This is a genomic window from Methylobacterium sp. 1030, assembly GCF_040544715.1.
Classification (GTDB): Bacteria; Pseudomonadota; Alphaproteobacteria; order Rhizobiales; family Beijerinckiaceae; genus Methylobacterium.
On the sequence record NZ_JBEPKM010000010.1, the window covers coordinates 1 to 22,146 of the forward strand.

Genomic DNA, 22,146 nt, shown 5'->3' on the forward strand with positions numbered 1-22,146 from the left:
CCCGCCCGCCCCCCTCCCGGGCGCCGCGCCCCCCGCCCCGCCCCGCTGCTGTCCTGCGCTTTCCGCCGGGGGGGGGGGGGGGCCCCCCCCCCCCCCCCCCCCACGACCGGGGATGAGGTTCACGTCGCCGAGCAGGCCGGCGACGAAGCGGCTCGCCGGGCGCCGGTAGAGATCGGCCGGCGGCCCGACCTGGATCAGGCGGCCCGCTTCCATGACGCCGATCCGGTCGGCGAGCATCATCGCCTCCTCGGGATCGTGCGTGACGACGACGAAGGCGGTGCCGAGGCGGCGCTGGACCGCGCGCAGCTCGCCCTGGGTCTCCTCGCGCAGGCCGCGGTCGAGCGCGCCGAGCGGCTCGTCGAGTAGCAGCAGCTTCGGCTCCCGGGCGAGCGCCCGGGCCAGGGCGACCCGCTGGCGCTGGCCGCCCGAGAGCGTCTCCGGTCGACGGTCGCCGAACCCGTCCAGGCGCACGAGCTTGAGCAGTTCCGACACGCGCTCCGCCGAGGCGGAGCGGCCGAGGCCCTTCAGCCCGTAGCCGATATTGCCGGCCACGCTCATGTGCGGGAACAGCGCGTAGGACTGGAACATCATATTGACCGGCCGCCGATGGGGCGGCAGCGCGGTCAGGTCCTGTGCGCCCAGCAGGATCCGTCCCGAGGTCGGGCTCTCAAAGCCCGCGATCATGCGCAGGAGTGTGCTCTTGCCGCATCCGGACGGGCCGAGCAGGCAGAAGAACTCCCCCGCCTCGAGGTCGAGGGACACGGCGTCGACGGCCCGATGGGTGCCGAAGCGCTTGGTCAGCTCCTCCAGCCGCAGGCGCGGCGCAGGCCCCTCGGACAACGGATCAGGAATCCTCGCGCAGCGCCTCGGCCACGCGCGCTTCCAGGAGGTCCGGCCGGCGCAGGACCAGGGCGCCGCGGGTGCGGTCGACCAGTCCCTCCGCCGCCATCGCGGTAAACTCCCGGGTCACCTGCTCGCGGCGGCAGCCGATCCGCGCGGCGAGGACGTGGTGGTAGGGCGGCGGCGAGACCACCCGCTCGCCCGCCGTGCCGGCCCGGGGCACGGAGAGACGGAGCAGCTCGGCGTAGAGCCGGTGCTTCAGGTCGAGCAGGGCGTGCTCCATGAGCCGCGTGTTCAGCTCGCGCACGCGCTTGGCCAGGAGCCGGAACAGCCGGTCGGCGATCGCCTCGGAGGCGAACACGATCTGCCGGAAGACCGGCGCCGGCACCACGCAGACCTCGCCGCGGGTCAGCGCCGTGACGTTGGCCGAGCGGCCGATCCCGTCGATGGCGGCGAGCTCGCCGAAGAAGGCCCCGCCCCGCATCTCGCCCAGGATGACTTCCTTGCCGGACTGGGTCCGGTTCAGGATGCGGACCTCGCCGGAGGCGATGAAGTACACGTCGGTGGAGATATCGTCGAAGTCGACGAGGACCTCGTTCTCGTCGAAGCGGCGCCAGTGGCAGCGGGGCTCGTAGGGGCTGAGCTCGATGCCGGGATCCTTGAAGAAAGGTATTGTCCCCAACCGCGCCATCGATCGTGTTCCCTCAACTCCGGCCTCCGTCCCTGCCCTGACGGGGGCCGGCCAGCAGATCTGGGGACGGGAGCAGCCCGCACAGTGAAGCCGCGCCCCGCCGGGGCGGTGCTGGATCGATCGGGCGCCGCAATCGTGACGGTCGCGGGCGGGGCGGTCAAGCCGCGTCCCGATGAACAGGAGTTTATTAGCGTGGATCAGGTATCAGGGCTAAATTCCTGGCCCGCCGAGGCGGGCAGTATCGATGCATCAAGACGTACCTTTCCCGCGCTCGACATCCTCCACCGGTCCCCGCCAGCAGGCGACACTCGCGCGCCCCTTCGAGCGTTCGGGCCGCAGCCTCCATTCCGGGCGGCACGCCACGGTCCGCGTCAGCCCCGCCCCGGCCGGCCACGGCATCGTCTTCCGCCGCCACCTGAAGGACGGACGGGCGGTCGACGTGCCCGCCCACTGGCACTATCGGGAATCGCAGCCGCTCTCCTCGGCGCTGCGACGCGACGGCGTCCTCGTGCGCACGATCGAGCACCTGATGGCGTCGCTCAGCGCGCTGCGGATCGACAACGTGCTGGCCGAGATCGACGCCGACGAGTTGCCGATCTTCGACGGGAGCGCGACGCCCTGGTGTGAGGCGATACGGATCGCCGGCCGGCGCGAGCAGAGCCTGCCCTGCCGTGTGATCCGGCTGCTGCGCACGGTGGCGGTCGAGAACGGGCGGCGCCGCCTCGAGATCGAGCCCGGCCCGGGCCTGCACATCACCGGCCACGTCGCGCTGGCGCATTTCGGATCGATCGACTGGTCGGGCGCGATCACGGCGGACAGCTTCGAGCGGGAGATCGCGCCGGCGCGCAGCTTCGGGCGCTACGCGCGGGCCATGGCGGGCCGCGCCTACGGCTACCTGATGCGGAACGACTTCCTGCAGGGCGTCTCGCCCCACTCGGCAGCGCTGCTGGTGCGCGGGCACGTCCTGGGCGGGATGCGCGTCCCCGGCGAGCCGGTTCGCCACCGGATCCTCGACCTCGTCGGCGACCTCGCGCTGGCGGGCCACCCGGTCGAGGGCCGGATCTCGGCGTTCCACACGGGGCACGAGCTGAACCACGCCCTCGTCACCGCCCTGATGCGGGACGGCAAGGCCTGGGAACTCGTCTGAGGGTCGGGTTCAGGCGAAGGCGCGGCGGGGCGTCTCGCAGGCGACCGCGACCGCTCCGAAGGCGCGGACGAGGTCGGCATCGAGCTTCGCCCTCATCGACTCGAGGATGGCGTAGGCCTCGCGCGGGGCCTTCGGCGCCTTGTAGGGGCGCGCCTCGATCAGCGCGGCGAAGATGTCGGCGATGGTGATCAGGCGGACGAGGTCGGGGATCTGCTGCCCGCGCAGCCCGTCAGGATAGCCCGACCCGTCGAGATACTCGTGGTGCGAGCGGACCACCGACAGGGTCAGCGCGTCGTAGTCGCCCGTGAGCAGCATCTCGTGTCCGAGCGCCGGGTGGCGAGCCATCTCGGCGCGCTCTGTCGGCGTCAGCGGCGCGGGCTTGTTCAGGATCGCGAGGGGGATCTTGGCCTTCCCGATGTCGTGGAGCAGCGCGCCTTTGACGAGGTAGCGGGAATCCGCCTCGTTGAGCCCCAGGACGCGCGCGAACTCGGCCGCGATCCCGGCCACGCTCAGGCAGTGGCGGTGCGTGACGTCGTCGAAGCTCGCCACGACCCTGAGCCATTCGCGCACCTTGGCCTCGCGGATCGCCTGGTTGACCAAGTCGGCGCCGTTCTCGACCAGCGCGGCCGGGGGCGCCTGATCGGCGCGGAACAGGCTGACGAAGGCCGAGCGGGCCTCGTTCACCTGCTCCTGCCAGTTGCCGGTCTGCGGCGGGGCCTTGGCGGTGCCGATCAGGGTCGCGACCGCGTTCAGCAGCATGGCGCTGACCGCGGCGGCCGGCATCGCGCGGGTCGCGCCGAGGGCGGTGGCCTGGATCTCGCCGCGGCCGAGGTTGCCGTGGATCAGGGCCAGGAACGGGATGCCGGGCCCGCGCGCGGTGGACAGCGCCTGGCGCAGCCGGCGCACGGATTCGGAGGTCAGCGCGCTGACGTCGCTGATGATCAGCCCCGCCCCCCGCGGCGGGACGGCGTCGCCGTAGAGGTCGTGCAGCACAACGGGCGTGACGCCGCCGAGATTGCGCGCGAGCCTCTCGGCGCGCTCGACATCGTCGGTCAGGATCAGGGTCTGGCCCAAGATTCCCCCCTGTGGCTCGCCCCCGCCCGGGCGCTTTTCCGGCTCACGCGACGACGTTCTAGAGCCGATGAACGCACTATCAGCGTCTATTTGCGCAGCACTCGCCACAGGTTTGACGGCATTCCGTTAAAAATCCGACAGCCGAAGCTGATGTTTCAAGCTTAAAATAGGCGTCGCGTTGTGTCGGAGGGCGACACGGGGATGCCGGCCTGCCCGCGCGACGGCGGCGCTTGCCTCGCGGCGTCCGGACCGCCAGAACGCCGGCATGCTGCGCGTCAACGACCTCACCTACCGCATCGGCGACCGTCTGATTCTCGATTCCGCGAGCTTCACGATCCCGGAAGGCGCCCGCGTCGGGCTGGTCGGGCGCAACGGGGCCGGCAAGACCACCCTGTTCAAGGCCATTCTCGGCGACCTGCCGGTCGACGCGAAGTCGGTGGCGCTGCCCAAGGGCATGCGGATCGGCGCCGTCGCCCAGGAGGCGCCGGCAGGACCGGAGACGCTGCATGCGGTCGTGCTCGCCGCCGACACGGAGCGCGCCCGCTTGATGGCGGAGGCCGAGCACGCGGACGGTCTGCGCCGGGCCGAGATCGAGACGCGGCTCGTGGATATCGGCGCCCACTCGGCGCCGGCCCGGGCCGCCGCGATCCTGCACGGGCTGGGCTTCGACGCGGCGGCCCAGGCGCGGCCCTGCGCGGACTTCTCCGGCGGCTGGCGGATGCGCGTGGCGCTCGCCGCCGTCCTGTTCTCGGAGCCGGACCTGCTGCTCCTCGACGAGCCGACCAACTACCTCGACATCGAGGGCACGCTCTGGCTGTACGATTACCTGGAACGCTACCCGCGCACCGCGATCATCATCAGCCACGACCGCGACCTGCTCGACACCAGCGTCGACCACATCCTGCACCTCGACCGCGGCAAGCTGGCGATCTACCGCGGCGGCTACACCAGCTTCGCCAAGCAGCTCTCGGAGAAGCGCGTTCTCCAGGCCAAGGCGAAGGCCAAGCAGGATGCCGAGCGCGCGCACCTGCAGAGCTTCATCGACCGCTTCAAGGCCAAGGCCACCAAGGCGCGGCAGGCCCAGTCGCGGATGAAGCGGCTCGCCAAGATGGAGCCGATCGCCGCGCTCCTCGAGGACGACGTGCCGGTGATCCACCTGCCGAGCCCGGAGAAGCCGCTGTCGCCGCCGATCGTCGCCATGGAGCGCGTCAAGGCCGGCTACGGGGACCGGATCGTCCTGACCGGCCTCGACCTCAGCCTCGCGCCGGACGACCGGGTCGCGCTGCTGGGCGCCAACGGCAACGGCAAGTCGACCTTCTGCAAGCTGATCGGCGGCCGGCTCGGGCCGGTCGCCGGCGAGGTGAAGCGCTCCTCCAAGATGGAGGTCGCCTACTTCGCCCAGCACCAGCTCGACGAGCTGCGCCCCGCCGAGAGCGCCTACGCGCATGTCCGGACCCTGATGCCGGATGTCCCCGAGGCGAAGGTCCGCAGCGCGACGGCGCGGCTCGGATTCGGCGCCAACAAGGCCGACACGCCGGTCGAGAAGCTGTCGGGTGGCGAGAAGGCGCGCCTGCTCATGGGGCTCGCCGCCTTCCACGGCCCGCACCTCCTGATCCTCGACGAGCCGACCAATCACCTCGACATCGAGAGCCGGCAGGCCCTCGTGGAGGCGATCAACGACTACGAGGGCGCCGTCATCCTCGTCTCGCACGACCGGTTCCTCGTCGAGGCCTGCGCAGACCGGCTCTGGCTGGTCGCGGACGGCACGGTGAAGACCTTCGACGGCGACATGGACGATTACCGGCGCTTCGTCCTGTCGGGGCCCGAGCGCGAGGTCGAGCGCGAGTCCGAGCCCTCCGGCGGGCAGAAGGCCGAGGCGCGCCGCGCCGGCGTCGAGCGCCGCGCGGCCCTCGCGCCCCTGCGCAAGCGGCTTGAGGCGATCGAGGCACGGATGGCCAAGCTGACCGCGGCGATCCAGAAGATCGACGCCGCCCTGGAGGACGGGTCCGCGTTCCGGGAGAACGCCGCCAAGGCCGGCGAGATCGCCAAGATGCGGTCGGACGCCGCGACCGCGCTCGCCGCCGCCGAGGAGGAGTGGCTGACGGTCAGCGCGGAGATCGAGGCGGCCTGACGGGGCCGCCTCACACCGAGCCTTCGATCGCCCGCTCCAGGATGTCGACCCCGAGGTCGATCTCCGCGTCCGTGGCGGTGAGCGGCGGGGCGATGCGGAACACGCCGCCCATGCCGGGCAGCTGCACGATGTTCATGCTCAGCCCGAGTTCGAGGCAGCGCCGCGTGATCGCGTCGCCCAGCTCCGGGGCTGGCACCTTCGTGTCCCGGTCGGCCACGATCTCCACGCCCTGCAGGAGGCCGCGCCCGCGCACGTCGCCGATGCAGGCGAAGCGCTGCTGCAGCGCCCGCAGCCGCGCCGCGAGCCGCGCGCCGGCCGCCTCGGCCCGGCCGACCAGGGCGTCGCGCCGGACGATCTCCAGCACCTTGAGCCCGACCGCGGCTGGCAGCGGGTCGGAGACGTGCGTCGTGTAGAACAGGAAGCCGCGGGCGTGGCAGAGATCCTCGATCTCCGGCGTGGTCAGGACCGCCGCGAGGGGCAGGCCGGCGCCCAGGGTCTTCGACAGGGTCAGGATGTCGGGCACCACGCCGTCGCGCTCGCAGGCGAACATCAGGCCGGTGCGGCCGATGCCTGTCTGGGCCTCGTCGAGGATCAGCAGCATGCCCCGCTCGGTGCATTTGCGCTTCAGCGCCGCGAGGTAGCCGGGCGGGAGTTCGAGGATGCCGCCGGAACTGAGGATCGGCTCGGCCAGGAAGGCGGCGAGGTTGCCGGTCGACTGCCGGTCCACCAGCGCGAAGGCGTAGTCGAGCTCGGTCTGCCAGTCGTCGGCCCCGTCCCGCGCGAAGGTCGGGCGGTAGGCGTTCGGGGCGGGAATCGCGAAGGATCCGACCGGGGCCGGGCCGTAGCCCTTGCGGCCGGCGCTGTAGGTGGCCGAAGCGGCGCCCGCCGTCATGCCGTGCCACGACTGCGCGAAGCTCACGATCTCCCAGCCGCCTGTGGCGAGCTTGGCCATGCGCAGGGCGGCCTCGTTGGCCTCGGCGCCGGTGGTCAGGAGAAGCGCGCGCTCCAGCCCGCCGGGGGCGAGTCCGGCCAGCGCGGTCGCGAGGTCGACCACCGGCCGGCTCAGCATGCCGCTGAACAGGTGATCCAGGCGCCCGACGTGGTCGGCGACGACGGCGGCGATCTCGGGATGCCCGTGACCCAGGATCGCGCTCATCTGGCCGGAGGTGAAGTCGAGGATCTTCCGGCCGTCCGCGTCGTAGACGAAGCTGCCCTCCGCGCGCTCGATGATGACCGGCGCGAAGGCGCCGCCGTAGCGCACGAGGTGCCGGCGCGCGCGCGTCCAGAAGTCGGGGTCGTCGTTCCGCGTCGTCATCGATCCGGGTCCCAAGGCAGGCCCCGCCATGCTAGGACCGCCCGCAACCCCAGAGAAGCTTATAGTTCTGAACCGAGGGTTCAGCGATCCTGATGGCCCAGAGCCTCGACATCGACCTCCTGCGCAGCTTCGCCACGGTCGCGGAGACGGGCGCGCTGAGCCGGGCCGCGGAGCGGGTCGGGCGCAGCCAAGCCGCCCTCAGCATGCAGATGAAGCGGCTGGAGGATCTGGTCGCGCAGCCGCTGCTGCGACGGACCGGGCGCGGGGTGGTGCTCACGGTGCAGGGCGAGCGCCTCCTCGTCCACGCGCGCCGGATCCTGGCCTCGCACGACGACGCGGTGGCGGAACTGTCCGGCGGCCGCCTCAACGGCACGCTCAGGTTCGGCTGCCCGGACGATTACGCGCAGGCCTTCCTCCCCACCCTGCTGCGCGGCTTCGCGCACCTGCATCCCGACGCGGCGATCGAGGTGGTCTGCGGCGCGACGCCCCGTCTGGAGGAGCGGCTCGCCCGCGGCGGGCTCGATCTGGCCCTCGTCTCGGTCCCGCTGGCGGCCGGGCGGGAGATCCTGCGGCGCGAGGACCTCGTCTGGGTGGCGCCGCGCGGCGCCGAAGCGCCATGGCCCGACCCGTTGCCGCTGGCGCTCGGCGATCCCGACACGCTGGACCACCGGGCGGCGCGGGCCGCCCTCGACGCGGGCGGGCGCGCGTACCGGATCGCCTACGCGAGCGGCAGCCTGTCCGGACTGCTGGCGGTGGCGCGCTCTGCCCAGGCGGTCGCGGTCCTCACCCGCGCCGCGGTCCCGCCCGACCTGCGCATCCTGAACCGCGGCAGCGGCCTGCCCGCGCTGCCGCGGATCGGCCTGACGATCCGCCTGGACGAGGCGCACGCCGCGCCGCTGACCCGCGCCTTCGCCGCCCACCTGCGCGCGGTACTGCCGACGCTCTGATCGGGCGGTCCCGCCGGGCTCCCGTTCGTCCGGGCGGGGTAGCCCTGGTCCGGTCGCGATCGCGGCCGCCCCGAGCCGGTCGGGCCTGTCGCTAGCCCGCCTCGGACGGCTTCCGCCAGACGACGACGATCTCGTCGTTGTCGACGTTGATCCAGTTGATGTGGGTGCGCGGATGGGCTTGGCGGATCGTCTCGAAATGCGCGCTGTTGCAGAGCAGGTAGATGTCGCTCCCCGTGTCGTCCAAACCGGCCTCTGCCTCGCGCAGGACGGAGCGGAGGCTCGGACCCGGCAATTGCACGGCCCGGAACCGCCGGCCGGGCACGTCCGGAAAGGCCAGGCTCCAGGCCGCCGTGACCCGCGGGCTGTCGTACGCCACGACCGTGTCGGCGCCGACGAGCCGGGACGGGCTGTGATCCAATCGGACATCCTCGCTCCAATTGCGATTGGCGGCGCCGATCGTCTTCGTCGTCTCCGGCGACACGACCGGGGTCGTCGCCGTGGCCGTCGCCATCGCGGCGGCAGCGACCTGCGTGCCCCGCCGGTCGGTCACGTCGAGCGCGGCGTCGATCACCTGGATGCGGTTCTCGACGAGCGCGAAGACGGCCCCGGCCGCCTCCGGCGTGAGCGTGTAGATCGACCGCGGATCCGGCGCCGCGACGGGATTCACGTCGCGCGCCGGGGTAAGCACGGTCGCCTCGCCGGGCGGCGCCTTCTGTGCGGCCGCCGCGATCGCGGCCATCGGAGGTACGTAATCCATCGCGCAGTCTCCAGCTTTCGACCCGATGCGGAACCCGGCCTCCGACCCGCGCAGCGCCGTCGCCCGCGCATCGACCGTTTGCCGACGGCCATGCGGGCGTGGATCGACGACCGTCGCGGCGATGCGGAGGGGCGCCACCGCGGGCATGCCGCGGCTGCGCCGTCCGAGCGGCTCGGACCGTGGCCGGTTGTCCAGGCAGGTCGGTCGGAAATGCCCCGCGCCCGTCGGAGCGGCCGCTGACGCGGAAACACGGCGAGAGAGGGGATCCACCTCGGTCATCGGGGGCCTGCCGGTCCTCATGACCGCGAGCGCCCAGTCCGCGAGCTTCATGCTTCGTTGAATCGGATTTGTATCCAACGACTTGACTCTGTCAACAGCGCGCAAGTTGAATCGTCTCCGTGACGGACTTTCTTGGACTTTATATCGTGGCGACATCGTAGGAATTCGGCGGTCCGCTGTACGCGTTGCTTCCGCTCTTCTCAGAAATGGCGGGCGGTGCTCCGAATAATCGGAGATCCCCGAGCGCGTGCTTTCAAGCCTGGGCGATCCACAGGCGGCGCGCGTCGCCGTGTGCTGCGGTTCCGCCGCGCGGGTCGCGCAGTCCGTCCGACGGTCAGCACCGCGAGGGGGCTCCTCCCGATGGGCGCGATCGGCGGTCCCGGCCCGCGGGATCCGCACGGGTGCGGTGTTTGCCCGCGGCCCGCGGACATGCGAGAGAGGCCGGATGTTGACCGTCGATAGCCTCTGGCGCGCGCGGCACCGGCTCGCGCAGTTCGGGAAGAAGCGGACCGGATCGCCGCGCATCCTCGTGATCGGGGTCTGCCAGGCCGGATCCATCGCCAAGACGATGCGCTACCTGCTGCCGCACGCGCAGGTGGATTTCGTCTCGGCCTTCACGGCGTCCCGCCGGTTCCCGCGGCTCGCCGACCTGATGGCGCACGCGGACGGGTACGACCACGTCTTCACCAGCATCTACCTGCCCAAGTTCAAGGGCGGCGGCTCGATCGACACGCTTCGGACGCACCCGAAGGTCCGACTGATCCCGACCATCGTGTTCAGCGCCTACCATCCCGACCTCGTCCACGTGGGCGTTCAGGATCACGTCACGCTGAACGGCCTGATCTCGGGTCCGATGGGGCACTCGCACTCGGCGATCACGCTGTTCGCCTACCTGTCGGGCTTCTCGCAGGCGCAGGCGCTTCGGCTGTTCTCCGAGCCGGTCTTCGAGCGCCTCGGATACTTCAATCTCTGGGACGAGTCGGTCGCGTACCTGCGCGGCCTCGGCGTCCAGGCCGGGTACGATCTCGACACGCACCTCACGCGCTGGGCGCGTCGGGGCTGCTTCATGCACTCGATCAACCACACGAAGCTCTACGTGGTGGCCGACCTCGCCCGCGGCCTGCTGACCCGGGCCGGCGTGCCCTTCGAGGAATGCGACCTCGACGCGTTCCTCCCGGACGATCTCGGCGGCCAGGGCAGCTGGCCGGTCTATCCGGAGATCGCCCAGCATTACGGCGTGCCCGGCAGCGCCCTGTTCTTCAAGGCGGAGACGCGCCGGTCCGGCCCCGCGCGCACGATGAGCCGGCCCGAATTCGTCGCCGCCTCCTACGCGAACTACGACCGGCGCGAGCGGAAGCTCCTGATCTCGCAGCGCGTCCAGGGCTGGCTCAACGACGCGCCGACGGTGGATTTCCTGCGCGAGGCCGCGGGCCGGGGCGACGCGCCGGCGCGGCCGGCGAGCCGGGCCCCGGCGGTGAATGCCGGCAGCCTCGCCGGCCACGCCTCGTAGCGTCCGGAAGGGCACTTCCCCGCGGGCCCGGCGTTGTCGGCCACGGCCCGCCGCCGCGGGAAGGACGTCGAGGTGTTCCGATGAGTTCCGTGTCCCGCCATCGCACCGGTCGCGCCGCGACCGCGGCGGCCCTGACGCTCGCCGGATCGGCGGCGGCGCTGGTCGGCTGGAGCGCGCTGGCCGTGGACCGGCGGATGACCCTGCCGCCTGCCCTGCCGGGCCGCCACGAGCGGATCCGAACCCGCCGCGCCGGCGCGCTGTCGCTCTACGGCTCCGCTGAGGCCGAGGGCGTGCCGCTCCTGCTCATCCACTCGATCAACGCGGCGGCCAACGCCTACGAGGTCCGGCCGCTGTACCTGCGCTACCGCGGCACGCGCCCGGTCTACGCCCTGGAACTCCCGGGTTTCGGCTTCTCGGAGCGCTCGCGCCGCCGCTATACGCCGCGCCTGATGGTGGAGGCGATCCACGCGGCGGTCGACGAGATCCGGAGCCGGCACGGCGGCTGGGCGATCGACGCCCTCGCCCTGTCGCTCTCGTGCTCGTTCCTGGCGCGGGCGAGCCTGGAGCGGTCCGACGCCTATCGCAGCCTCGCGCTGGTGAGCCCGACGGGGTTCGACGCCCGGCTCTCCGGGGAGGGACCGCCGGACGGCCATCGCGGCCGCGACTGGCTGCTCCGCGTCCTCGACCGCCCTCCGCTCGGCCGGCCGCTCTTCGACGCGCTGGTCACGCGGCCGAGCATGCGGTTCTTCCTGGAGAAGACCTTCGGTTCCTCCGAGATCGACGAGGGTCTGCTCGCCTACGATCACGCCTCGGCTCACCAGCCCGGCGCCGAGCACGCCCCGTTCTGCTTCATCGCGGGCCACCTGTTCCCCACCGATGCGACCCGCCTCTACGAGCGCCTGCGCCTCCCGGTCTGGATGGTGCACGGGGAGCGCGGCGACTTCGTCGACTACCGTCTGGTGCCGCGGGTCGCCGACCGGCCGAACTGGCGCGTCGACATCCTGCCGACCGGCGCGTTCCCGCATTTCGAGCGGCCGGAGGCGGTGGCGGCCGGCTACGACGCGTTCCTGGCGAGCATCATCCGCCTGCCGGCCGCGCGACCGGCGTGATCCGTTAGCGGGCCCGCGGGACACCGGCGCGCAGGCGCTCGCAGACCGGCGGGTCGAGCTCGCGCCGGCCGCCGAACGTCGAAGTCGTGTGTCGGAGGCCGCAGCGATCCGCGTCGGTGGACCCGGCGCGCCCCCGTCCGTAAGGATGGAGACGCCGCCCGGAGCGGCGTCCGTGTTGGAATCCGATGATCGACCTGACCCTCGAGGCCGCCCGCACCATCGTCGACACCGCCCTGCGGGAGGCGCGAACCCGCAACCTCAAGCCCCTCGCCGTCGTCGTCTACGATGCCCGCGGCGCGCTCAAGGCGGTCTCGGTCGAGGACGGCACGTCCCTGCGCCGGGCCGAGATCGCGAGCGGCAAGGCCAACGGTGCCCTGGCGCTGGGCCTCGGCTCCCGGGCGATCCACGCGCGGGCCGAGCAGCAGCCCTACTTCGTCGCCGCTGTGACGCACCTCGCCGGGCCCGACGCCCTCGTGCCGGTGCCGGGCGGCGTGCTGATCCGCTCCGGCGAGGGACGCCTTCTCGGCGCGGTCGGCATCTCCGGGGACACCTCCGACAACGACGAGATCTGCGCGGTGGCGGGGATCGAGGCGGCCGGCCTGAAGCCGGATACCGGCGCCTGACCGTGCGCCCGCGCCGGCGCGACTGGCTGGCCGGCGCGTTCGCCCTCGCGGCCGTGCGGCCCGCCCGCGCGGCCGACGCGCTCTACCGCCGCGGCAACGACGCCGATCCCGAGACGCTGGACCCGCACCGCTCGTCCACGGTCGCGGAGGCGCACATCCTGCGCGACCTCTGCGACGGGCTGCTCACCTACGACAACCGGGGCACGATCATCCCGGGCGCGGCGCGCGCCTGGTCGATCTCCGAGGACGGGGTGAGCCTGCATTTCGACCTGCGCCCCGACGGCCGCTGGTCGAACGGCGAGCCGGTCACAGCGAACGACTTCGTCTACGCGTTCCGCCGGATGCTCGACCCGGCCACGGCGGCGAAATACGCCGAGATCCTGTTCCCGATCCGCAACGCCGCCGCCGTGAACCGCGGCGAGCGGCCGGCCGACGCCCTCGGCGTCGCCGCCGAGGCGCCGCTCCGGCTCGCGATCACGCTGGAACAGCCGACGCCCTACATCCTGGAACTCCTGACCCACCAGACCGCGCTTCCGGTCCACCGCGCCTCGGTCGAGCGCTACGGCGACAGCTTCACCCGGCCGGGAAACCTCGTGACCAACGGACCCTACCGGCTCGCCGACCGCGTGCCGGGCGGCGCGATCACGCTGGAGGCCAACCCGCACCATCCGGACGCCGCGAGCCTCGCGATCCGGCGCGTCGCCTTCCTGCCGACGCCCGACATCGCCGCCGCGGTGCGCCGCTACGCCGCCGGGGAGATCGACTCCCTCTCCGACCTGCCCGTCGACCAGATCACCGACCTGCGCCGGCGGTTCGGGCCGCAGGTGGTGCTCGGCCCCTCGCTGGGGCTCGCGGCGCTGGTGGTGAACACTCGCAAGGCGCCGTTCTCGGACCGCCGCGTCCGCCGGGCGCTGTCGCTCGTCATCGACCGTGAGTACCTCGCCGACGGCCTCAACGGCGGCACCATGAGCCCGGCCTACTCCCTGTGCCCACCCGGCCTCGACAATTACCGCACGCCCCCCGAGACCGAGGGCCGCCTCGGCCTGCCGATCGACCACGAGGCGGAGGCGCGCCGGCTCCTCGCGGAGGCGGGGTTCGGCCCGGACCGGCCACTCACCGTGGAGTACCGGTTCAATATCAGCGACAACAACCGCACCATCGCGGTGGCGCTCGGCGAGATGTGGCGCGACCTCGGAATCGTGACGCGCTACGTCTACACGGACGCGAAGACGCATTTCGCCTACCTGCGCGACGGCGGCGACTTCGACGTCGCCCGCTACAGCTGGATCGCCGACTATTCCGATCCGCAGAACTTCCTGTTCCTGCTTCAGAGCGGGAATGACGGCATGAACGCCGGCCACTGGTCGGACGCCGCCTACGACGCCCTGATGGCGCGGGCCGCCACCGAGCGCGACCTCACCCGCCGGGCCGGCCTGCTCTACGACGCCGAGGCGATCGCCCTGCGCGAGCTGCCCTGGATCCCGCTGATGCACTACCGCTCCAAAGCCCTGATCGCGCCGCGGCTGCACGGCTACCACCCGAACCTGCGCAACGCCGCGCCGACCCGCTTCATGAGGCTCGACGCGTGATCCGCTTCATCCTGCGCCGCCTCCTCCAGGCGGTGCCGACGCTGTTCGCCGTGGTGACCGTCAGCTTCTTCCTGATGCGGCTCGCCCCTGGCGGCCCCTTCGATCTGGAGCGGCCGCTGGCGCCCGCCGCCATGGAGAACCTGCGCCGGGTCTACGGCCTCGACCGGCCTCTGATCGCGCAGTTCGGCAGCTACCTCGCGGCGCTGGCGCGGGGCGACCTCGGTCCGTCCTTCTCGTTCCGCGACCAGAGCGTCCTCGGCCTGATCGCGCGGGGCCTGCCGGTCTCGGCGACGCTGGGCGCCCTCGCCCTCGCGCTGGCCACCGCGCTCGGCGTCGGGATCGGGATCGCGGCGGCGCTCCGGCGCGGCGGGCTCGTCGACCGGCTGCTCGGCGTCGGGGCCGCCCTGACCCTCTCGCTGCCGAGCTTCGTCGTCGCGCCCCTGCTGCAGATCGCCTTCGGCCTGACCCTGCGCTGGCTGCCGCTCGGCGGCTGGAACGACGGCGCCCCGAGCCACCTCGTCCTGCCGGTGGTGACCCTGGCCCTGCCGCAGGTCGGTGCCCTGGCCCGGCTGACCCGGACCTCGCTCGCCGAGGCGCTGCGGACGCAGCCCGTCCGCACCATGCGCAGCCTCGGCCTGCCGCCGGCCCGCGTCACCCGGCACGCCCTGCGGGGGGCGCTGCTGCCGGTGGTGGCCTATCTCGGACCGCTGGCGGCGGCCCTGCTCACCGGCTCGGTGGTGGTTGAGACGATCTTCGGGCTTCCGGGGATCGGCCGGTACTTCGTCGAGGGTGCGCTCAACCGCGACTACACGCTGGTGATGGGCACGGTCCTGCTCGTCGCCGGGCTGGTGATCCTGCTCAACCTTGCCGCCGACCTCGCCTGCGCGTGGCTCGACCCGCGCCTCCGGGTGGCGGCGTGACGGCGGTTTCCACGGCGCCGGCCCGGCGCGCCGTCCTCCGGTTCGCGCGGGAGCGGACCGCCGTGGCGGCGCTCGCCGTGCTGGTCCTGATCGCCCTCGCCTGCCTGGTCGGCCCGAACCTCACCGGCCACGACCCCGAGCGCGCCTATCCGGACCTGCGCCAGCTCCCGGCCGGTGTCTCCGCGCAGCCCGACGCCGCGCGTCTCCGGCCGGCGCTCGAGCGTCTGGCCTTCCGCATGCGCGCGCGGCTCGACGCCGTCGAGCGCGACGGCGACACGTTGCGGCTCACCCTCGGCTCCGATGCCGGCGTCGACCGGCGTAGCCTCGTCTACCTGCCGCGCTCGGCCCAGTTCGGGACGCCCGTCGTCGTGGACGAGCGGGACGGCGGCCGCGGCCTCGTCGTGGCGGTGCCGGTCCGGCGCCTGCACTTCCCCCTCGGCACCGACATCCAGGGCCGCGACCTGCTGACCCGCTGCCTCGTCGCCGGCCGGATCTCGCTGGCGATCGGGCTCGCGGCCAGCCTCGTCGCCCTGCTCATCGGCGTCGCCTACGGGGCGATTGCGGGCTTCGTCGGGGGCGCCGTCGACGCCGTGATGATGCGCGCCGTCGACGTGCTCTACGCGCTCCCCTTCGTGTTCTTCGTGATCCTGCTGCTGGTCTTCTTCCGCCCGAGCCTGCTGCTCATGCTGGTGGCGATCGCCGCGGTGGAGTGGCTCGACATGGCCCGGGTGGTGCGCGCCGTGACCCTGTCGCTGCGCGAGCGCGACTTCGTCCGCGCCGCGCGGGCACTCGGCCTCGGGACACCCCGGATCATCCTCCGGCACATCGTGCCGAACACCCTCGGCCCGGTGGCCGTGACCGCGACGCTGCTGGTGCCGCAGGTGATCCTGCTGGAGAGCTTCCTGTCGTTCCTCGGGCTCGGCGTTCAGGAGCCGCAGACCAGTTGGGGCGTCCTGATCGCTGAGGGCGCCCGCTCCATCGAGGCGGCGCCGCACCTGCTCGCGGCCCCGGCCGCGTTCCTGATCGCGACCCTGGTGGCGCTCAACCTGATCGGCGACGGCCTCGCGGACGCGCTGGACCCGCGCCGGGACTGAGCCCGGGTCCGGCAAGCTCCGCGACGTCAGCCCAGTTGCCGGATCGGGGCGCCGGCGAGCCAGGCCTCGATGTCCTCCACCGCCTGGGTGAAGAAGGTCCGGTAGTTGTTGCGCGACACGTAGCCGAGATGCGGCAGCGCCAGCACGTTCGGCAGGCGCCGGAACGGGCTGTCGGCCGGCAGCGGCTCGGTCTCGAACACGTCGAGGCCCGCGCCGGCGATCCAGCCCTCCTCCAGCGCCTGGACCAGCGCGGCCTAATCGATGATCGGCGCGCGCGAGGTGTTCACGAGAAAAGCGTTGCGGCGCATGCGGCGCAGCTCGGCCGCGCCCAGGAGGCCGCGGGTCCGGTCGCCCAGCACGAGGTGGATCGTGACGACGTCGCTCGCCTCCAGCAGGGCTTCCTTCGAGGTCGCCCGCTCCACCCCGGCGGCGGCGGCGCGACCATCGTCGAGGTTCGGGCTCCAGGCGATCACCCGCATGCCGAAGGCGCGCCCGATCTCGGCCACCCGCGTCCCGATCTTCCCCAGGCCCAGAACGCCGAGGGTCGCGCCGGCGAGATCGGTCCCGATCGTGCTCTGCCAGGGGCCGCCCGCGCGCAGGGTCAGGCTCTCCGGCGCCACGTGGCGCGCCAGTCCGAGGATCAGCGCCCAGGTCAGCTCCGTCGGCGGCGTCGGCCTGGAATCGGTGCCGCAGACGACGACGTTGCGCGCGCGGGCCGCCGCGAGGTCGATGGCGAGGTTGCGCATGCCGCTGGTGACGAGGAGCTCCAGCCGTGGCAGCCGTTCCAGCAGAGCCGCCGGGAACGGCGTCCGCTCCCGCATGATCACGAGGATCTCGGCCTGCGCGATCCGCGCCACGAGGTCGTCCGGGTTCGGGATGTGCTGGCTGATCGCGGAGATCGCGACGCGGTCGGAGAGGCGCGCCCAGTCCGCGAGCGCGAGGGCCGCCTGCTGGTAATCGTCGAGGATCAGGCCGGTGCGCATGGGGATGGGGTAGGCCTCGACGGGTGGAGCGTCAACGGATGCCGGGTGACGGCGCGCGGCGCCCAGTTCCTACGCCCCGGCTAGGGCCCCGAACGCCGCCGCGACGCCGGCGGCGCCGGGATCCTGGACACCGGCGAGATCCCCGGCCGCGAGGTAGCTGGAGCGGCCCGCGCCGGCGCGATCCATGCCGGCCGTGGCCTCGGCGCCGGCCCGGGCCGCCGTCGCGGCGGCCGCGAGATCGCCGCCCGTCAGGGCCTCGACGGCGGGGATCAAGGCGTCGAGTAGGGTGCGGTCGCCCGCCCGGGCGCCGCCGTACCCCTGGACGCGCGCCACGCCCTGCCCGAGAGCCTCGGGCCACGCGGCGCCGTCGGCGAGGGCCGAGGCCGTCGCGGCGAAGAAGATCGATCCGAGCACGCCGCTCGATCCGCCGACCGCGCGCCCGATCCGCTCGGCGAGCGCCCGGCACAGGGCCGCGGGCTCCGCCTGCGGCAGCCGGTCGAGATCGGCCAGGACGGCGCGGGCCGCGCCCGCGAAGGTCGTGCCGGCGTCGCCGTCCCCGACCTTGGCATCGAGGCCGTTCAGGGTGTCCTCGGCCCCGATCAGGGCCTCGGCGACGGCCCGGATCCGGGCGGCGGTGACGGCGTCGTGCGACGGCGCGAAGGCCTCGCCCGCGAGTCCCTCGGGCACCGGCCGCAGGATCGGCGGCGCGACCCGCACCGCCGCGGGCCAGGCCGGGACCGGGACTGGCTCCGACAGGGCGCGCTCCAGCGCGTCGTCGAGCGGCAGGACCGACAGCGAGGCACCGTGCATGTCGAGCGCCGTCATCAGCGGCGCGGGCCCGAGCAGCAGGCCGACGCGCCGCCCCAGGTCGGTGGCGAGCACGGCGCGGGTGAGAACCTGCATCTCGAGCGCGGAGGCGGAGCCGAGATTGTTCACGAGCAGCGCCAGCCGGTCCGCACCTTCGACGGCCCGCGCGAGACGATCGGCCATCAGCTCGGCGAGGTCGCTGGCCTTCGGCAGCGCGATGCGCTCCGCGCCGGGCTCGCCGTGGATGCCGAGGCCGAGCTCGGCCTCTCCCTCCGCCAGCCGCTCGCTGCGCGGCGAGCCGGGGATCGTGCAGGTGGAGACCGCGATGCCGAGCGACTTCGCCGCCCCGGCCGCCCGGCGGGCGAGCGACGCCACGGTCTCGAGCGGTTCCCCGGCCTCCGCGGCGTGACCCGCCACCTTGTGGACGAACAGCGTCCCGGCGACGCCGCGCGGCTGCTTGGCGTCCGGCAGCGCGATGTCGTCCGCGACGATCACGGTCTCGACCCTGTGGCCCAGCGCCCGGGCGCGCTCGGCGGCGAGCCCGAAATTCAGCCGGTCACCCGCGTAGTTCTTGATGACGAGCAGGCACCCCGCCGGCCCCGTCACCGCGAGGATCCCGGCCAGCACCGCGTCGACGCTCGGCGAGGCGAAGACGTCGCCGCAGACAGCGGCGCTGAGCAGGCCCGGTCCCACGAAGCCCGCATGGGCCGGCTCGTGGCCGGAGCCGCCGCCGGAGATGACCGCGACCTTCCCGGGATCCGGAGCGGCGCGGAGGACGACGCGGATGCCCGGGTCGCCGTCGAGCCGTGCCAGGCGTCCGCCGCTCGCGGCGACGAGGCCGTCGACGGCGTCGTTGACCAGGGTGGAGCGGGCGTCGATGAAGTGGGCCATGGCGTGACCTTAGATGGGGCCGGTCCGCGATTCGGCGCCGGCGGATCCGCGCGCATTCTCGGCGTCGTCGAGCTCTGCTGGCAACGGTCTCCGTCCTCGCGAGCACAGCGCAGCGATCCGGCCCGCGCCACGCCGACCGAGGTCCCGCCGCCCCGGCGCGCTTCGCTGCGCGCGCGACGACGACGGTCCTGCCCGTCCCCTATTCCTTCACGGCGCCGGTGAGCGCGGAGACGTAGTACTCGACGAAGAACGAGTAGAGGATCACCAGCGGCAGCGAGCCGAGCAGCGCGCCGGCCATCAGCGACCCCCACTTGTAGACGTCGCCATCCACGAACTCGCTCACCACGGCGATGGGCACCGTCTTGTTCTGCGTCGAGGACAGGAAGGTTAGCGCGTAGATGAACTCGTTCCAGCACAGGGTCAGCGAGAAGATCCCCGCCGAGATCAGCCCCGGGAAGGCGAGCGGCAGGATGATCTTGGTGAGGATCTGCCACCGGCTGGCGCCGTCCATCAGCGCGCATTCCTCCAGCTCGTAGGGAATGGTCTTGAAGTAGCCCATCAGGAGCCACGTCGAGAACGGGATCAAGATCGTCGGGTAGGCGAGGATCAGGGCGATCGGCGAGTCGAACAGGCCGTAGGCCTGGATGATCGTGGCGAGCGGGATGAACAGGATCGAGGGCGGCACGAGGTAGGCGAGGAAGATCGCCGCCCCGACCCAGCCGGCGCCCCGGTAGCGCACGCGGACGCAGGCGTAGGCGGCGAGCACGCTCGCGAACAGCGACAGCACGGTCGCCGCCACCGACACGTACATCGTGTTCCAGAGCCAGCGCGGATACTGCGTCTCGAAGAGGAGCTTGTTGATGTGCTTGAGCGTCGGATCCACGACCCAGAACGGGTTGAACCGCTCCATGTCGATCAGCTGTTCGTCCGGTTTGATGGCCGTCAGCGCCATCCAGTAGAACGGGAACAGCAGCACGGCGAGGATGAGGAGGAGCGGCAGGTAGGTCGTCACGAGCCGCCGGGGCAGGCGCTCGAGATAGGCCATGCCCTCCGAATTGTCCGTGAGCCCGGCGGGCCGCGCCTCCAGCACGGAGTTGAGATGCGGATCGGCGTGGGCCGGCGGTGCGGGCGCGCTCATCGGTCGTTCCCCCCGGATTGCCAGGCCCTGCGCTGCAGGCCGAACCACGAGATGCCGATGGCCGCGAGCAGGAACGGCACCATGGCGGTGGCGATGGCTGCGCCCTCGCCGAGCGTCCCCGAGAGGATGCCGCGCTGGTACGACAGGGTCGCCATCAGGTGGGTGGCGTTCACCGGGCCGCCGCGCGTCATGGCCCAGATCAGCTGGAAATCGGTGAAGGTGAACAGCACCGAGAAGGTCATCACGACCGCGATGATCGGGGTCAGCAGCGGCAGGGTGATCCGCGAGAAGATCTGCCAGTTGGAGGCGCCGTCCAGCGTCGCGGCCTCGTAGAGCGAGGGCGAGACCGTCTGGAGACCGGCGAGCAGCGTGATGGCGATGAACGGCACGCCCCGCCAGATGTTGGCGAAGATCACGCAGGCCCGCGCCATGGCGGGATCGCCGAGGAAGTCGATGTTGCCGTCGATCACCCCGAGATGGCGCAGCGACCAGGAGATGATCGAGAACTGGCTGTCGAAGATCCACCAGAACGCGATGGCCGACAGCACGGTCGGCACAACGAACGGGATCAGCACGATCGACCGGATGATCGACTTGAACGGCATGTTCTTGTTGAGCAGCAACGCGAGGTAGAGCCCGACCCCGAACTTCACCACGGACGCCACCGCCGTGTAGAGGCAGGTGTTGAACACCGAGAGCCAGAAGACGTCGTCGTCCCAGAGCCACTCGTAGTTCTCCAGGCCGACGAAGACCCCGTCTCGGCCGATCCGCGCGTTGGTGAAGGACAGCCAGATGCCCTTCAGGAGCGGGTAGGCCAGGAACAGGCCGAGGATCAGCGCCGTCGGCAGCATGAACCAGAACCCCGCCCAGCCCCGGCTGGCGCGGACGCGCTGCCAGGCCGAGCGGGTGGGGATTGCGGCCGGGGCGGGCTGCGTCAGGGCCGTGTGCGCCATCGTCTCGCCTCCGGCGGGTGCGGTCAGGTGTTCCGGAAGATGCGGGTGGCGGCGCGCTCGGCGTTCTTGATGGCGCCCTTCACGTCCTCGCGGCCGGTGCAGTGACTGGCGAACATGTCGACGATCACGAAGTCGGCCAGCACCGCGGCGATCCGCTCGCTCACCGGCGCGAGGCCGCCCGCCGCCAGGGAGCGCCGTCCCGCCTCGGCGAAGACCGCGTTCTTCGGGTCGCTCGTCCAGATCGGGTTCTTCGGATAGTTCGACAGCGGCTCGCAGAGGTAGCCCTGGGCCGCCTCCAGCCAGGGATTGTAGTTCGCCGCCTCCATCATGAAGGCGATGAAGGCCTTACAGGCGTTCGGCGCCTTGGAGTACTTGAAGGCCAGGATCGGGAAGGCGAGCTGGAACTCGGTGGGCTTGCCGACCGGGCCGATCGGCCAGACCGCGTGGTCCATGTCCTCGGCGAGCTTCGGGTTGTCCTTCTTGGCCGCCGCGTAGATCGAGATGCCGTTGTTGGTCAGGTACAGGTCGCCGGCCAGGAACGCCTTGTTGTTCGACGAGTCGTTCCACGACACCGTGCCGGGCACGAAGGTCTCGTACAGGGACTTGACGTATTCGAGCGCCTTGGCGGTCTCGGGCGAGTTGATGACGATCTTCTCGTTGGCGTCGACGAGGTTGCCGCCGTGCGACCAGAGCGCCCAGTGGCACCACGTGTTGCCGTCGCCGGTCGCATGGCCGAGGGCGAAGCCGGCGGGCGTGTTGTTCTTCTTCAAGCCGCGGCAGAGTTCGAGGAAGCCCGCCGTGTCGGTGGGGAACTTGTCGAACCCGGCCTTCTTCATCGCCGAGATGCGGTAGTTCGGATAGCCGCCGTTGAACGCCACGGGGATCGCGATCCACTTGCCCTTGACCTTGCCGTAGGCCTCGGCCGACGGGAACCAGGGGCCGTACTTCTTGCCGAGGGATTCCGCCACGTCCTCGAGCGGCAGGCACTTGTCGGGGAAGAGCGCCGGGAACGAGAACAGACCCCAGACCATGTCGGGCCCTTGGCCCGTGTTGGCGGCGACGGACGCCTTGGGCTGGATGTCGTCGAACGACTCGTTGGTCACCGTGACCTTGACGCCCGTCGCCTTGGTGAAGGCGTCGACGAGCTTCATGAAGGCCTCGTCCTCGGCCGGCACGAAGCGCTTCCAGCGCAGGAGCGACAGGCTCGCCCCCGGCTCGGGCTTCCACTCCGCGTTCTGCGCCCAGGCCTTGGCGAAGCCGAGGAGGTCGCCGCCGGCGGCGAGGCCTGTCGCTGCGGCGCCCGCGAGGAGGGACCGGCGATCGAGAACGGACATCGTTTCTTCTCCCT

18 protein-coding genes and 1 pseudogene are annotated in these 22,146 nt (G+C 72.1%); 9 read left to right on the plus strand and 10 right to left on the minus strand.

What is annotated here, in order from left to right; all coding sequences use genetic code 11:
• Nucleotides 1-840, minus strand: an 840-nt coding sequence (locus ABIC30_RS15625) for an ABC transporter ATP-binding protein (protein ID WP_354455693.1), incomplete at its 3' end; no start/stop codon positions are given.
• 4 nt (nt 841-844) lie between these two features.
• The gene (locus ABIC30_RS15630) at nt 845-1,531 is read right to left on the minus strand and encodes a Crp/Fnr family transcriptional regulator (RefSeq protein ID WP_026604752.1); all 687 of its coding nucleotides are present in this window, start codon (nt 1,529-1,531) and stop codon (nt 845-847) included.
• 244 nt (nt 1,532-1,775) lie between these two features.
• Between ABIC30_RS15630 and ABIC30_RS15635 the strand changes: the two genes are divergently transcribed.
• Nucleotides 1,776-2,678, plus strand: a complete 903-nt coding sequence (locus ABIC30_RS15635; RefSeq protein ID WP_020091931.1) for a UDP-3-O-acyl N-acetylglycosamine deacetylase — start codon at nt 1,776-1,778, stop codon at nt 2,676-2,678.
• Nucleotides 2,679-2,687: 9 nt separating this feature from the next.
• Here ABIC30_RS15635 and ABIC30_RS15640 read toward each other — a convergent pair whose 3' ends face one another.
• On the minus strand, nt 2,688-3,752 hold the full coding sequence (locus ABIC30_RS15640) for an HD-GYP domain-containing protein (RefSeq protein ID WP_020091930.1): 1,065 nt from the start codon (nt 3,750-3,752) through the stop codon (nt 2,688-2,690).
• 265 nt (nt 3,753-4,017) lie between these two features.
• Between ABIC30_RS15640 and ABIC30_RS15645 the strand changes: the two genes are divergently transcribed.
• Nucleotides 4,018-5,883: an ABC-F family ATP-binding cassette domain-containing protein gene (locus ABIC30_RS15645; RefSeq protein WP_020091929.1), complete on the plus strand. Its 1,866-nt coding sequence runs from the start codon at nt 4,018-4,020 to the stop codon at nt 5,881-5,883.
• A 10-nt stretch (nt 5,884-5,893) separates the two neighbouring features.
• Here ABIC30_RS15645 and ABIC30_RS15650 read toward each other — a convergent pair whose 3' ends face one another.
• Nucleotides 5,894-7,198, minus strand: coding sequence for an aspartate aminotransferase family protein (locus ABIC30_RS15650; RefSeq protein ID WP_020091928.1), 1,305 nt, complete (start codon nt 7,196-7,198; stop codon nt 5,894-5,896).
• 92 nt (nt 7,199-7,290) lie between these two features.
• On the opposite strand from ABIC30_RS15650, the gene ABIC30_RS15655 reads away from it, so the two are divergent.
• Complete coding sequence (locus ABIC30_RS15655; protein WP_020091927.1) at nt 7,291-8,145, plus strand: LysR substrate-binding domain-containing protein; 855 nt, start codon at nt 7,291-7,293, stop codon at nt 8,143-8,145.
• A gap of 91 nt (nt 8,146-8,236) precedes the next feature.
• Here ABIC30_RS15655 and ABIC30_RS15660 read toward each other — a convergent pair whose 3' ends face one another.
• Complete coding sequence (locus ABIC30_RS15660; protein ID WP_106735905.1) at nt 8,237-8,902, minus strand: hypothetical protein; 666 nt, start codon at nt 8,900-8,902, stop codon at nt 8,237-8,239.
• A 724-nt stretch (nt 8,903-9,626) separates the two neighbouring features.
• Here ABIC30_RS15660 and ABIC30_RS15665 point away from each other — a divergent pair.
• From ABIC30_RS15665 to ABIC30_RS15690, 6 genes are all read left to right on the plus strand, one after another.
• On the plus strand, nt 9,627-10,691 hold the full coding sequence (locus ABIC30_RS15665; RefSeq protein WP_020091925.1) for a WcbI family polysaccharide biosynthesis putative acetyltransferase: 1,065 nt from the start codon (nt 9,627-9,629) through the stop codon (nt 10,689-10,691).
• An 80-nt stretch (nt 10,692-10,771) separates the two neighbouring features.
• Nucleotides 10,772-11,800, plus strand: a complete 1,029-nt coding sequence (locus tag ABIC30_RS15670; protein WP_026604751.1) for an alpha/beta fold hydrolase — start codon at nt 10,772-10,774, stop codon at nt 11,798-11,800.
• A 185-nt stretch (nt 11,801-11,985) separates the two neighbouring features.
• Nucleotides 11,986-12,423, plus strand: a complete 438-nt coding sequence (locus tag ABIC30_RS15675; RefSeq protein WP_020091923.1) for a GlcG/HbpS family heme-binding protein — start codon at nt 11,986-11,988, stop codon at nt 12,421-12,423.
• Nucleotides 12,424-12,425: 2 nt separating this feature from the next.
• Nucleotides 12,426-14,012 carry a peptide ABC transporter substrate-binding protein gene (locus tag ABIC30_RS15680; protein ID WP_020091922.1) on the plus strand — a complete coding sequence of 529 codons (1,587 nt, stop codon included), beginning with the start codon at nt 12,426-12,428 and terminating at the stop codon, nt 14,010-14,012.
• Complete coding sequence (locus ABIC30_RS15685; RefSeq protein WP_020091921.1) at nt 14,009-14,932, plus strand: ABC transporter permease; 924 nt, start codon at nt 14,009-14,011, stop codon at nt 14,930-14,932. Before ABIC30_RS15680 ends, ABIC30_RS15685 begins: the two co-directional genes overlap by 4 nt.
• Nucleotides 14,929-16,026, plus strand: a complete 1,098-nt coding sequence (locus tag ABIC30_RS15690) for an ABC transporter permease (protein WP_020091920.1) — start codon at nt 14,929-14,931, stop codon at nt 16,024-16,026. Before ABIC30_RS15685 ends, ABIC30_RS15690 begins: the two co-directional genes overlap by 4 nt.
• Nucleotides 16,027-16,052: 26 nt before the next feature.
• On the opposite strand, the pseudogene ABIC30_RS15695 reads toward ABIC30_RS15690, so the two are convergent.
• From ABIC30_RS15695 to ABIC30_RS15715, 5 genes and pseudogenes are all read right to left on the minus strand, one after another.
• Nucleotides 16,053-17,009, minus strand: a pseudogene (locus ABIC30_RS15695) (D-2-hydroxyacid dehydrogenase family protein).
• Between the two features lie 69 nt (nt 17,010-17,078).
• Nucleotides 17,079-18,707 (minus strand): dihydroxyacetone kinase subunit DhaK, encoded by a 1,629-nt coding sequence (locus ABIC30_RS15700; RefSeq protein WP_020091918.1) that lies wholly within the window; start codon nt 18,705-18,707, stop codon nt 17,079-17,081.
• A 199-nt stretch (nt 18,708-18,906) separates the two neighbouring features.
• Complete coding sequence (locus ABIC30_RS15705; protein ID WP_234082978.1) at nt 18,907-19,752, minus strand: carbohydrate ABC transporter permease; 846 nt, start codon at nt 19,750-19,752, stop codon at nt 18,907-18,909.
• Nucleotides 19,753-19,841: 89 nt separating this feature from the next.
• Nucleotides 19,842-20,798, minus strand: coding sequence for a carbohydrate ABC transporter permease (locus ABIC30_RS15710; protein ID WP_020091916.1), 957 nt, complete (start codon nt 20,796-20,798; stop codon nt 19,842-19,844).
• 23 nt (nt 20,799-20,821) lie between these two features.
• Nucleotides 20,822-22,132: an ABC transporter substrate-binding protein gene (locus ABIC30_RS15715; RefSeq protein ID WP_020091915.1), complete on the minus strand. Its 1,311-nt coding sequence runs from the start codon at nt 22,130-22,132 to the stop codon at nt 20,822-20,824.
• Nucleotides 22,133-22,146: the final 14 nt, after the last annotated feature.

Bases quoted from the DNA above. Each gene is read 5' to 3' on its own strand.
- ABIC30_RS15630 (WP_026604752.1), bottom strand. From the start codon at position 1,531: ATGGCGCGGTTGGGGACAATACCTTTCTTCAAGGATCCCGGCATCGAG.
- ABIC30_RS15715 (WP_020091915.1), bottom strand. From the start codon at position 22,132: ATGTCCGTTCTCGATCGCCGGTCCCTCCTCGCGGGCGCCGCAGCGACA.
- ABIC30_RS15670 (WP_026604751.1), top strand. From the start codon at position 10,772: ATGAGTTCCGTGTCCCGCCATCGCACCGGTCGCGCCGCGACCGCGGCG.
- ABIC30_RS15645 (WP_020091929.1), top strand. From the start codon at position 4,018: ATGCTGCGCGTCAACGACCTCACCTACCGCATCGGCGACCGTCTGATT.
- ABIC30_RS15675 (WP_020091923.1), top strand. From the start codon at position 11,986: ATGATCGACCTGACCCTCGAGGCCGCCCGCACCATCGTCGACACCGCC.
- ABIC30_RS15655 (WP_020091927.1), top strand. From the start codon at position 7,291: ATGGCCCAGAGCCTCGACATCGACCTCCTGCGCAGCTTCGCCACGGTC.
- ABIC30_RS15705 (WP_234082978.1), bottom strand. From the start codon at position 19,752: ATGGCCTATCTCGAGCGCCTGCCCCGGCGGCTCGTGACGACCTACCTG.
- ABIC30_RS15700 (WP_020091918.1), bottom strand. From the start codon at position 18,707: ATGGCCCACTTCATCGACGCCCGCTCCACCCTGGTCAACGACGCCGTC.
- ABIC30_RS15650 (WP_020091928.1), bottom strand. From the start codon at position 7,198: ATGACGACGCGGAACGACGACCCCGACTTCTGGACGCGCGCGCGCCGG.
- ABIC30_RS15665 (WP_020091925.1), top strand. From the start codon at position 9,627: ATGTTGACCGTCGATAGCCTCTGGCGCGCGCGGCACCGGCTCGCGCAG.
- ABIC30_RS15660 (WP_106735905.1), bottom strand. From the start codon at position 8,902: ATGGATTACGTACCTCCGATGGCCGCGATCGCGGCGGCCGCACAGAAG.
- ABIC30_RS15710 (WP_020091916.1), bottom strand. From the start codon at position 20,798: ATGGCGCACACGGCCCTGACGCAGCCCGCCCCGGCCGCAATCCCCACC.
- ABIC30_RS15635 (WP_020091931.1), top strand. From the start codon at position 1,776: ATGCATCAAGACGTACCTTTCCCGCGCTCGACATCCTCCACCGGTCCC.